The following is a 12,143-nucleotide window of genomic DNA, read 5'->3' on the forward strand; positions in this document are numbered from 1 at the left end:
ACCCCCCAGGTCATGCCTTCGACAGGGGGACACAGTCATGCCGGGCCCGGAAGCCAGCGACCCCGTTGCGGAGCCGCGGAAAACATAACGGGGGCCGGGGCCGTCTCGGCATGCCCTCGCGCATCCCGGACGTATCGCATCGGAAGCCAAAGGAACGTCGGTCCGATCGAGTGGATTCGTCAGGACGCCTGCCGCAGGAAGGCCTCCCAGTGGACTCCGGATGGTGCCGTTGCACCCCAGCCCCGATCCGGAAGAAGTGCACCACCATGCGACGTACTCCCTCCAGACGCCTCTTCGCAGCTGCGATCTTGGTGGCGTCCGTACTGGCCCCGATGGGGGCGGTTCCCGCTACAGCCGGCACTGCCGGTACTGCCGCCAGCCTCGCGGTTGGCGACCGCCACGACCAGGACGGGCACCAGGCGGGCGGCTTCAGCCGTGCCATGACCGCGCGGCTGGACAAGGCCGTCGAGAAGGTCCGCCGGGAGGCCAACATCCCCGGTGTCGCCGTCGGGCTATGGATGCCGGGCAAGGGACGCTACGTACGCGCCAGCGGCGTCGCCGACACCACCACCGGCCAGCCGATGAGCACCGACCTCTACACGCGGATCGGCAGCGAGACCAAGACCTTCACGGTCACCGCCCTGCTTAAGCTCGTGGACGACGGGCGGATCCGGCTCGACGACCCGATCTCCCGCTACGTCCGCGGTGTCCCGAACGGTCACCGGATCACGCTGCGCCATCTCGCCGAGATGCGCAGTGGCCTGTTCCCGTACACCGAGGACCCGGACTTCGTGCGCGATCTGCTGAGCGACCCGGGACGCTCGTTCGGCCAGCGGGAGGTCCTCGCGTACGGCTTCAAGCACCGGAACACCTTCGCGCCGGGCAAGCAGTTCCAGTACTGCAACAGCAACCTGGTCCTTCTGGGTCTGGTGATCGAGAAGGTCACCGGTCATCGCGTCGCCGACGTCATCCACAAGCGGGTGCTCCACCCGGCCCATCTCGACCACACGCTGTTTCCCAGTGGCCCTGAGTTCCCCGAGCCGCACGCGCGCGGCTACACCAACCAGACGCTGAGCGGCAAAGTCGAGGACTCCACCGACTGGAACCCCAGTTGGGCCGGTGCGGCGGGGGCGATGATCTCGAACATGCATGACCTGCGCCGCTGGGCCAAGACCGTCGCCACTGGGACGCTGCTCAGCCCGGAGACCCAGAAGCAACGGCTCCGGATGCTGCCGACCGGCCACCCCGGTACGAGCTACGGCCTCGGCATCTTCAAGAGCGGCGGCTGGATCGGACACAACGGCTCCATCCCGGGCTATGAGAGCGTGACGGTCTACCTGCCCTCGCAGAAGGCGACCTTGGTTCTGCTGCTCAACACCGACATCACGCATGACGGCCAGGAGCCGTCCTCGCTGGTCGCCCGCGCGATCACCGAGATCGTCACCCCCAAGAACGTCTACGACCGCCCGGTCCCCCCGCGTTAATAGCTGCTCGGAGTCGCCGGCCTGCACGCACTCTCACCACGCGTACGCGCCGGCGTCGGCCAGTTCAGCGCCTCCCGGCGGCTCCCAAGCGAACGAGCCGTACCACATGGACAGTTCGGGCTGTTCGCGAACTCCAGCCGAGTGGTTGTCCGGTGTCCGGACGGTGGAAGCCTCGGGTCCGACGGATGAGGCGAGGGAGCTTCCTGCGGTCGGCGGGGTCCTCGGCTTCGGGTCGAGGTGGTCGGCTCCAGGTGCTGGCGGGCAAGGTGGGCCACCACCGGTCCATGGGTGCCCCGGCTGTCCGGCGTGCACGTCCGCTGACCGGAGTCCCCATCGGGACGAGATGGCCGGTAGCGCGTCTGGGGGAATATGCGCGTCGGTGCTGTGGTGAAGGCCCAGCGTTCGCGTGCTTGAAGCCGCGACCTTTTCAGAGAGGGGACGCTCATGGCGTTCCTCAGGCACAAGTCCACGGGGTTCCGCTGCGCGGTGGCCTGCCCGACTGCTCAGGGGTGGTCCGCGATGTTCCTGCGGCCCTCCGCCGCAGCGGCCATCAGCGAGACGGCGCTGCTCTCCGAAGCGGCCACGCACGAGGTGTACGAGAGCCAGTTCACCGCGCTGCAGCAGACGCAGTACCAGGACTTCAAGCTGTACCCGCACGCCGTAGTTCAACTGCCCGCCCACACGGACGGCTCGGCACAATACTTGTTCATTACCGGCTCTGACAGTCTGCTCTATCGCGTGGGCACCGGCGTGGTGAAGCGCGAAGGTCTGGTCATGCGCGGCTGGCTGCCCGCCGACTGGCAGAACAACGTCGACGCGCTGCTGCAGGCGCCCAACTCCGCGGCCAACGAATGGCGTACGTACGTGTTCAAGGGCAGCCGCGTCCTGACCTACAACTGGGGTGTCAACGCCGAGTCCGTCGAACGCGATGTGCTGATCACGCAAGGCCCGTCCGCGGACGCGCCCGGTTGGGCCCAGCTCCCGGCCGACTTCCGCTCCGACCTCGACCACGTCGTCGCGCTGCCGCCGGCGGCCGGCGTACGCCGCACGTTGCTCGTCAAGGGCACGCAAGGGGTCATCGTCAACTGGAGCACCGGCGTGGAGAAGTCGGGCACGCTCACCTCCCTCATCACGGGCCTGGGCAAGCTTCCGGCGCACTACACGGCGCAGTACCTCCCTCTGTCCGGGACCTATCGGGCCGCCAACCCCGGCCAAAGCATCGAGGCGCGCGTCGACGTCGACGGCGTGGGCACGCTGTCCACAGTCAGCGGCGACCTGTTCACGGTGTCGGGCCAGACCACCACCTACGCCAACTCCTTCCGCTCCACCAGCGTCGAAGTGCAGTGGACGCATGATTACGTCGTGCTCGTGGCAAAGGGACTCACGTGGGCCACCCCCTCCCCCGACCTCGTCCAGGTCCGGATGCTGATCAATCTCACCACGGCCGGTCAGCCGCAGCGGACGGCCGCCTGGCTGACCCTGGAGGACTCAAGCTCCTACTACCGCGCCATCTGGCGGGAGCTGCCCAAGGCGTCCGCGTACTTCCGCACGGTGGACTACGAGGTCGACACCGTGGTCGGGGAGGCCGAACTCGTCAGCTACGACACCTCGAAGGCCACCACCCCGCCCGGATTCACGAACCGGATACTCACTGTGCCCTCCTCGTTCGCCGAGGCGGGCGTCGAGCTGCGCACCGCGGGCACTCGCAACGTCCTGGACACCACCGGGTCCGGCGCGGACCTGTTGTGGTCCAAGGCCGAACTGCACGCGGCGATGGTGGCCAACTTCAGCGAGTACCGCGACATACCTCAGTGGAAGCTGTGGACCCTCGTCGCGCGTGACTACTCCGACGGAAAGTCCGTGGCCGGCGTCATGTTCGACGCCACGGGCCTGCAACGCCAGGGCATCGCGGTCTTCACCAAGAACAACGTCCTGGGCACCAACGACGAACTGCACACCTACATCCACGAACTCGGCCACGCCTTCAACCTGCTGCACTCCTTCGGCAAGGACGCGGCCGACCCGCCCGCACCGCTGAATCCCCGCGGCCGGTACAGCGACCTGTCGTGGATGTCCTACCCGCACCTGTACGACGGAGACCCCAGCGCGCCCGAGGACGGGCGGGCCGCCGCGTTCTTCCGTGCCTTCGCCTTCAGCTTCACCGACGACGAGATACGCCACCTGCGGCACGGCTTCTACCGCAACGTGATCCTGGGCGGCAACAACTTCGGGACCGGCGCCGCCAAGGAGCAGCCCTCCCTGGAGCCGGTCGCGCAGCCGCTGACCGACGAATCCGGTCTCGCACTGGAGCTGGAGGGACAGGCGGCCTTCGCCTACGGCGAGCCGGTCGTCGCACAGCTCAAACTGGGCCGCACCGGCAGCCGCAGCCAGGTCACCGTGACCCCCGACCTGAACCCGGAGGCAGGACACGTCACCGTCGCCATCACCGACCCCTACGGACAGAGCCGCCTCTTCAAGCCTCTGACCCACACCTGCGGGCACGAGACCACCACGCTGACCGCCGAGACACCCGCTCTCTACACCAGCGTGTACCTCGGATACGGCGCCGATGGTCTCTACTTCAGTGAGCCCGGCCTGTACAAGGTGACTGCCGCCTACCAGGCCCCCAACGGATCCCGCGTGGTCTCCGCGCCGCGCACCCTCCGCATACGCCAGCCGTTGGCCGCCGCCGACCAGCACATCGGCGAGCTGCTGCAGGGCGACGACCAGGGACAGCTGCTGACGTTCCTCGGCTCCGACGCGCCGCAGCTGCAGGGCGGCAACGACGCCCTGCAGGAGATCATCGAACGGTACGGCGACCACCCGCTCGCCGCGCACGCCCGCCTGGCCCGTGGCGCCAACGCCGGCCGCCACTTCCAGTACATCCGCGACGGCCGGCTCGTCGTCCGCGAACCCGACATCAAGGAGAGCGTCCAGCAGCTCGGCGCCGCCATCAACGCCTCCACCGGCGACGAGGGCCTGGACAACATCACCCTCAACAAGGCGATGCGCCGCCTCGCCCGCGTCCATGCCAAGGACGGAAATCTCGTGGAAGCCGACGCCGTCCTCAACAAGATAGTCGACACGTTCCGCGGCAAGGGCCTGCCCCCGTCGGTCCAGAAGACCATCAAGGCGCAGGCCGAGGAGACCCGCGCGACCATCCACCAAGGGAAGACGCGGACCACGCACCGCAAGAAGAGGTAGCTGAGGACAGCGGCAGGACACACCTGCCCCGCGGCTGCGCCGGCCGGGAGAGCGGATCACTCCCCCGGCCGGCGCGAGCGGGTGTCAGTCGCCGCCCTCCAGGTCACCCTCTGTCTCCAAGTACGCCTGGCGCAGCGCGTCGAGAGCCGCTGGGTCCGGCTTCTCCCACATGCCGCGCGACTCCGCCTCGAGGAGCCGTTCGGCGATGCCGTGCAGCGCCCATGGGTTGGCCTCTTGGAGGAACTGGCGGTTGACCGGGTCCATCACGTAGGTCTCGGTGAGCTTGTCGTACATCCAGTCGGCGATCACGCCGGTCGTGGCGTCGTAACCGAACAGGTAGTCCACGGTGGCGGCGAGTTCGAAGGCGCCCTTGTAGCCGTGGCGGCGCATCGCCTCGATCCACTTGGGGTTGACCACGCGGGCCCGGAAGACGCGGGAGGTCTCCTCGACGAGGGTGCGGGTGCGGACCGTCTCGGGGCGGGTGGAGTCGCCGATGTACGCCTCGGGGGCGCTGCCGCGCAGGGCACGGACGGTGGCGACCATGCCTCCGTGGTACTGGAAGTAGTCGTCGGAGTCGGCGATGTCGTGTTCGCGGGTGTCCGTGTTCTTCGCGGCGACCGCGATGCGCTTGTACGCGGTCTCCATCTCCTCGCGAGCCGGGCAGCCGTCGAGCTCGCGGCCGTAGGCGTAGCCGCCCCAGACGGTGTAGACCTCGGCGAGGTCGGCGTCGGTGCGCCAGTCACGGGAGTCGATGAGCTGGAGCAGGCCGGCGCCGTAGGTGCCGGGCCGGGAGCCGAAGATGCGGGTGGTGGCGCGGCGTTCGTCGCCGTGCGCCGCGAGGTCGGCCTGGACGTGGGCGCGCACGTGGTTGGCCTCGGCGGGTTCGTCGAGGGAAGCGGCCAGGCGTACGGCGTCGTCCAGCAGGCCGATGGTGTGCGGGAAGGCGTCACGGAAGAAGCCCGAGATGCGCAGCGTCACGTCGATGCGGGGGCGGCCCAACTCCGCGGACGGAATGACCTCCAGACCCGTCACGCGGCGGGAGGCATCGTCCCAGACCGGGCGCACGCCCAGCAGGGCCAGGGCTTCGGCGACGTCGTCCCCGGCGGTGCGCATCGCGCTGGTGCCCCACAGGGACAGGCCCACGGACGTGGGCCAGTCACCGTTGTCGGTGCGATAACGCTCCAGCAGGGAGTCCGCGAGGGCCTGTCCGGTCTCCCAGGCCAGGCGGGAGGGGACGGCCTTGGGATCGACCGAGTAGAAGTTGCGGCCGGTCGGCAGGACGTTGACCAGGCCGCGCAGGGGGGAGCCGGAGGGCCCCGCCGGCACGAAACCGCCGTTGAGGGCGTGGACGGCGTGGTCGAGTTCATCGGTGGTCGCCGACAGGCGGGGGACCACCTCGCGGGCGGCGAACTCCAGGATGGCGGCGACCTGTTCGCCGTGTTCGGTGGGGACGGCGGCAAGGTCCCAGTCGGCTTCCTCCATCGCCTCGACCAGGGCGCGCGCCTTGTCCTCCGCCGCGTCCGCGGTGGTGCGGGTGGCAGCCGACTCGTCCAGGCCGAGAGCTTCGCGCAGCCCGGGCAGCGCCGTCGTGCCGCCCCAGATCTGGCGGGCGCGCAGGATGGCGAGCACGAGATTGACCCGGTCCCCGCCCTGCGGCGGCGCACCGAGGACGTGCAGGCCGTCGCGGATCTGGGCGTCCTTCACCTCGCACAGCCAGCCGTCGACGTGCAGCAGGAAGTCGTCGAAACCGTCGTCGTCGGGGCGGTCGGCCAGGCCGAGGTCGTGATCCAGCTTGGCGGCTTGGATGAGGGTCCAGATCTGGGCCCGGATGGCCGGGAGTTTCGCCGGGTCCATGGAGGCGATCTGGGCGTACTCGTCGAGGAGCTGCTCCAGGCGCGCGATGTCACCGTAGGAGTCGGCGCGCGCCATCGGCGGGACGAGGTGGTCGATGAGGGTGGCGTGGACGCGGCGCTTGGCCTGCGTGCCCTCGCCGGGGTCGTTGACGAGGAAGGGGTAGATCAACGGCAGGTCGCCGAGGGCCGCGTCCGGGCCACAGGCGGCGGACAGGCCGGCGTTCTTGCCGGGCAGCCACTCCAGGTTGCCGTGCTTGCCGAGGTGGATCATGGCGTCGGCGCCGAAGCCGCCGTCTTCCTGCGCGGCGGCGATCCAGCGGTAGGCGGCCAGGTAGTGGTGCGAGGGGGGCAGATCCGGGTCGTGGTAGATGGCGATGGGGTTCTCGCCGAAGCCGCGCGGCGGCTGAATGACGATCAGCAGATTGCCGTGGCGCAGGGCGGCCAGGACGATGTCGCCCTCGGGGTTGCGGCTGCGGTCGACGAACATCTCGCCGGGCGCCGGGCCCCAGTGCTCCTCGACGGCCTCCCGCAACTCCTTGGGCAGGGTGGCGAACCAGCGCCGGTAGTCCGCCGCCGGCACGCGCACGGGGTTCTTGGCGAGCTGTTCCTCGGTGAGCCAGTCCTGGTCGTGTCCGCCCGCCTCGATGAGCGCACGGATCAGGTCGTCGCCGTCACCGGAGGCGAGGCCGGGCACATCCGTCGCGCCGAAGTCGAAGCCCTCCTCGCGCAGGCGGCGCAGGAGCGCGACCGCGCTGGCCGGGGTGTCCAGGCCGACCGCGTTGCCGATGCGGGAGTGTTTGGTCGGATACGCGGACAGCACCAGGGCCAGCCGCTTCTCGGCGGCCGGGATGTGTCGAAGCCGCGCGTGGCGCAGGGCTATTCCGGCGACGCGGGTGGCGCGCTCGCGGTCGGCGACGTAGGCCGGCAGACCGTCCGCGTCGATCTCCTTGAAGGAGAACGGCACCGTGATGAGACGGCCGTCGAACTCCGGGACGGCGATCTGACTGGCGGCGTCCAGCGGGGACACGCCCTCGTCGTTCTCGGCCCAGGCGGCCCGCGAGCCGGTGAGGCACAGGGCCTGCAGGATCGGCACGTCCAAAGAGGCCAGGGCGCCCGCGTCCCAGGACTCGTCGTCGCCGCCGGCGGAGGCCTGGGCGGGCTTCGTGCCGCCGGCCGCGAGGACCGTCGTGATGATCGCGTCCGCGGCCCGCAGCGTCTCGATGAGCTCCGGTTCGGGAGAGCGCAAAGACGCCACGAACAGGGGCAGCGCGCGGCCGCCCGCCGCTTCCACGGCATCGCACAGGGCGTGCACGAAGGCGGTGTTGCCGCTCATGTGGTGGGCGCGGTAGTAGAGCACGGCCACGGTCGGGCCATCGGGTGTCTGGCGCGTGGGCCGCTCCAGGGGACCCCAGGAGGGTGCTGGTGCGGGGGCGTCGAAGCCGTGGCCGGTGAGCAGCACCGTGTCGGACAGGAAGCGGGCCAGCTGCTCCAGGTTGGCCGGGCCGCCGTGGGCCAGGTAGGCGTGGGCCTCGGCGGCGATCCCGACGGGGACCGTGGAGGCGGCCATGAGCTGGGCGTCCGGCGCCTGTTCGCCGGTGAGGACCACCACAGGACGGCCGTCGGCCAGCAGCAGGTCGAGGCCGTCCTGCCAGGCGCGGATGCCACCGAGCAGGCGTACGACGACCAGGTCCACGCCGTCCAGGAGTGCGGGCAGCTCGTCCAGGCTCAGCCGGGAGGGGTTGGCGAAGCGGAAGCTCACCGGGCCGGTGGCGGCCCGGGCGCTGAGCAGGTCCGTGTCGGACGTCGACAGGAGCAGGATGGAGGAATGCGTGGGGTGTCCCCCGGAAGAATGCGGCATGCGCTGGCGGCCTTCCTCGGGGTGTCCGCGCCCCGGGCGGTGTCGGACGGCGGGAGTTCCTGGCTCGCCCGACCCTCACGGATCGGGCTCACAGTGGCGGGACCGCGCCGGGTTCGCACCGGGCTTCCTCCCTGTCGCCGTCGTGGCGATGGCGGACCTGATGATCCACCAGGAGCATAGTAAGGGTCGTCGAGCTGACGCAGGGAGTACGGCCGGTGTGATGGTCGGTATGCTCGCCGCCATGCCCTCGGCCCCCCTCCCTCCGTCGTCCCAGGCCACAGCCGCCTTCCGGGACCGCGATGACGCATGCCCGGGCGCCTTGCGGCTGCATTCCGCGAACGACGGGGCGCTCGCCCGCGTACGCCTGCCCGGTGGCGTTCTGGCCACCGATCAGGCCGCGGCCCTTGGACGTGCCTCCCTCGAACTCGGGGATGGTGATGTTCATCTCACCTCACGCGGCAACGTCCAGTTGCGTGGCCTGGACGCCGCCGACGGCGCAGAGCTGGCGCGGCGGCTGGCCGCTGCGGGACTGCTGCCCTCGCCCCGACACGAGCGGGTCCGCAACATCGTGGCCTCGCCGTTGTCCGGTCTCGACGGACGCGAACACCACGACGTACGGCCGTGGTTGACCGAGCTCGACGGCCTGCTGTGCGCGAGCGACACGGCGAGCGCGCTTTCGGGCCGGTTCCTGTTCGCCCTGGACGACGGCCGCGGGGACGTCGCCGCGCTCGACGCCGATGTCACGCTGCGTGCCACGCCGGACGAAGGAGCCCTCCTGCACATGGAGGGCTGCGGCGTGCTGCGCGTGGCCGCCGAGGACGGGCCGCGCTCCGCCCTGCTCGCGGCCGAGGTCTTCCTCGATGCGAGCGGCGGGCAAGCGTGGCGCGCCGCCGAACTACCCGCCGAGATAGGGGACTTGACCGATACGGTCGTACGTCGCCTGGTGTCGTGCGGCATCCCGGTTTCCGGACCGGACCAGACCCCTTGGCCCCTGGCGGCCAAGCCGGAGCCGGAGCCGGGCATCGTCACCGCACCGGAGGGCGCCACGACCCTGTCCGTCCTGGCCCCACTTGGCCGCATATCGGCCGCCCAGTGGGCCACGTTGACGACCACCGCCTCCCGGGAGCTGCGCCTGACACCCTGGCGCGGCGTGGTCCTGCCCCACTCCCCCGCCGCACTCCTGCACGGCCTCGCCGCGGCCGGGCTCATCACCTCCCCCACCTCCGCCTTGGTCGGCGTCGGCGCGTGCATCGGGCATCCGGGATGCGCGAAGGCGAAGGCCGACGTCCGGGCTGACGCCGCCGCGACGAGTACCGACGCGGCGGGCGGGGGCCTCCCGGTGTACTGGTCGGGATGCGAGCGCCGCTGCGGACACCCACGCGGCGACCACGTGGACATGGTCGCCGGGCACGACGGCACCTACCAGATCTCCGTCCACCGTGCCGGCCGCACGCGGACCGTCACCACGCACGACAACCCCTCACAGCGGGCCGCCGCCCTGGCCGCGGCCCGCCAGGACAACGCATGACTAGGAGCACGGTGTTCGAGTACGAGAAGGACGGCCCGGCGATCTACCGGCAGTCCTTTGCCATGATCCGCGCCGAGGCCGATCTGGCGGGCCTGCCCGCCGATGTGGCCCAGGTCGCCGTTCGGATGATTCATGCCTGCGGGATGGTCGACCTCGTCCGCGATGTCACCTACTCCCCCGACGCGGTCTCCCGCGCCCGTGCCGCCCTGCGCGCCGGGGCGCCCATCTTCTGCGACGTCCAGATGGTGGCCAGCGGCGTGACCCGCAAGCGGCTGCCCGCCGACAACGACGTGCTGTGCACGCTCTCCGACCCGGCCGTCCCCGAACTGGCCGCCACGCTGGGCACCACGCGCAGCGCGGCCGCCCTGGAACTGTGGCGCGACCGCCTCGAGGGCTCCGTGGTGGCCATCGGCAACGCACCCACCGCGCTCTTCCGTCTCCTCGAGATGATCGAGGAGGGGGCGCCCCGGCCCGCCGCCATCATCGGCGCCCCGGTCGGCTTCGTCGGCGCGGCCGAGTCGAAGGACGCACTGGCCGACCATCCCTTGGGCCTGGAGCACTTGGTGGTACGCGGCCGTCGCGGCGGCAGCGCCATCGCGGCCGCCGCCCTCAACGCCATCGCAAGCGAGGAAGAGTGACTGTGAGCGGCAAGCTGTACGGCGTCGGGCTCGGCCCCGGCGACCCGTCCCTGATGACCCTGCGGGCCGTCGAGGTCATCGCCGAGGCACAGGTGATCGCCTGCCACAGTGCCCGGCACGGCCGGTCCATCGCCCGCTCGATAGCGGCGAAGCACCTGCGCGCCGACCACATCGAGGAAGCGCTGGTCTACCCGGTCACCACCGAGACCACCGACCACCCCGGCGGCTACAAGGGCGCCATGGAGGACTTCTACACCGAGGCCGCCGCCCGCCTGGCCACCCACCTCGAGGCGGGCCGCACCGTCGCCGTGCTCGCCGAGGGCGACCCGTTCTTCTACGGCTCCTACATGCACATGCACAAGCGGCTCGCCGACCGCTTCGACACCGAGGTCATCCCCGGTGTCACCTCCGTGTCCGCCGCGTCGGCCCGCCTCGGCACGCCGCTCGTCGAGGGCGAGGAGGTCCTGACGATCCTGCCGGGCACCCTGCCCGAGGAGGAACTGACCGCCCGCCTCGCCGCCACCGACACGGCCGTGATCATGAAGTTGGGGCGCACGTTCCCCAAGGTGCGCGCCGCCCTGGACAGCTCGGGGAAGCTCGGCCGGACCCGGTATGTCGAGCGGGCCACCATGAGCGGGGAGCGCCTGGCCGAACTGGCCGACGTGGACCCGCAGACCGTCCCGTACTTCTCGGTCGCCGTACTGCCGAGCCAGGTCGACGCCCCCACTCCCGAACGGGAACGCGGCGAGGTCCTCGTGGTCGGCACCGGTCCCGCCGGCCCGCTGTGGCTGACCCCGCAGACGCGCGGCGCCCTCGCGGACGCCGACGACCTGGTCGGCTACACGACCTATCTGGACCGCGTACCGGTGCGTCCCGGCCAGCAGCGGCACGGCTCCGACAACCGCGTGGAGGCCGAGCGCGCCGAATTCGCCCTGCAACTGGCCCAGCGCGGACGTCAGGTGGCCGTCGTCTCCGGCGGTGACCCGGGGGTGTTCGCGATGGCCACGGCCGTCCTGGAAGCTGCTGCCGAGAAGGAGTACGCGGACGTCGCGGTGCGCGTCCTGCCCGGCGTGACCGCCGCCAACGCGGCCGCCGCCCTCGCGGGCGCCCCGCTCGGGCACGACTACGCGACGCTGTCGCTGTCCGACCGGCTCAAGCCCTGGGAAGTGATCGCCGAGCGGCTGCGTGCGGCGGCGGCTGCCGACTTGGTGCTCGCCCTGTACAACCCCGGCTCACGCAGCCGCACGTGGCAGGTCGGCAAAGCCCGCGAGCTGCTCCTTGAGTACCGCGCGCCGGACACCCCGGTCGTCATCGCGCGGGACGTCGGCGGACCCGACGAGCGGGTACGCATCGTGCGCCTGGCCGAACTGGACCCCGACGTGGTGGACATGCGCACGATCCTGCTGGTCGGCTCGTCCCAGACGCAGACCGTGCGGCGCGCGGACGGCGAGGAGATCGTCTGGACGCCGCGCCGCTACCCAGAGGCGTAGAGCGGCGGTGTGGGGGGGGGGGGGGGGGCGGCCGCCGCCCCCCCGCCCCCCCCGCCGGGGGGGGGGCCGCCCGCGACCAAGCCCCGCG

General features: G+C 71.0%; 6 protein-coding genes and 1 riboswitch. Of the genes, 5 read left to right on the top strand and 1 reads right to left on the bottom strand.

Annotated elements, in window-relative coordinates; genetic code table 11:
• Positions 1-266 precede the first annotated feature (266 nt).
• A complete protein-coding gene (locus AB0M70_RS31655; RefSeq protein ID WP_365825336.1) occupies positions 267-1,484 on the top strand; it encodes a serine hydrolase domain-containing protein in 1,218 nt (405 codons plus the stop codon).
• A 444-nt stretch (positions 1,485-1,928) separates the two neighbouring features.
• On the top strand, positions 1,929-4,688 hold the full coding sequence (locus AB0M70_RS31660; RefSeq protein ID WP_365825338.1) for a hypothetical protein: 2,760 nt from the start codon (positions 1,929-1,931) through the stop codon (positions 4,686-4,688).
• A gap of 84 nt (positions 4,689-4,772) precedes the next feature.
• Here the strand turns inward: AB0M70_RS31660 and cobN are convergent, their stop codons facing one another.
• Entirely contained in the window at positions 4,773-8,399 is a 3,627-nt protein-coding gene (cobN, locus tag AB0M70_RS31665; protein ID WP_365825340.1) for a cobaltochelatase subunit CobN, read from the bottom strand.
• Between the two features lie 48 nt (positions 8,400-8,447).
• Positions 8,448-8,557: riboswitch (cobalamin riboswitch) on the bottom strand.
• Positions 8,558-8,640: 83 nt separating this feature from the next.
• Here cobN and cobG point away from each other — a divergent pair.
• Genes cobG through AB0M70_RS31680 form a run of 3 tightly spaced genes read left to right on the top strand, consistent with a single transcriptional unit; the run spans position 8,641 to position 12,055 of the window.
• The gene (gene cobG / locus AB0M70_RS31670; RefSeq protein WP_365825342.1) at positions 8,641-9,927 is read left to right on the top strand and encodes a precorrin-3B synthase; all 1,287 of its coding nucleotides are present in this window, start codon (positions 8,641-8,643) and stop codon (positions 9,925-9,927) included.
• 11 nt (positions 9,928-9,938) lie between these two features.
• Complete coding sequence (locus AB0M70_RS31675) at positions 9,939-10,565, top strand: precorrin-8X methylmutase (protein ID WP_365825800.1); 627 nt, start codon at positions 9,939-9,941, stop codon at positions 10,563-10,565.
• 2 nt (positions 10,566-10,567) lie between these two features.
• On the top strand, positions 10,568-12,055 hold the full coding sequence (locus AB0M70_RS31680) for a precorrin-2 C(20)-methyltransferase (RefSeq protein WP_365825344.1): 1,488 nt from the start codon (positions 10,568-10,570) through the stop codon (positions 12,053-12,055).
• The last annotated feature ends 88 nt before the right edge of the window (positions 12,056-12,143 follow it).

It is taken from the genome of Streptomyces sp. NPDC051214, from assembly GCF_040682375.1.
Lineage (GTDB): Bacteria > Actinomycetota > Actinomycetes > Streptomycetales > Streptomycetaceae > Streptomyces.

What these genes read in the sequence shown, in the direction of transcription:
- cobG (WP_365825342.1), top strand. Translation starts at nt 8,641, where the DNA reads ATGCCCTCGGCCCCCCTCCCTCCGTCGTCCCAGGCCACAGCCGCCTTC.
- AB0M70_RS31655 (WP_365825336.1), top strand. Translation starts at nt 267, where the DNA reads ATGCGACGTACTCCCTCCAGACGCCTCTTCGCAGCTGCGATCTTGGTG.
- AB0M70_RS31660 (WP_365825338.1), top strand. Translation starts at nt 1,929, where the DNA reads ATGGCGTTCCTCAGGCACAAGTCCACGGGGTTCCGCTGCGCGGTGGCC.
- cobN (WP_365825340.1), bottom strand. Translation starts at nt 8,399, where the DNA reads ATGCCGCATTCTTCCGGGGGACACCCCACGCATTCCTCCATCCTGCTC.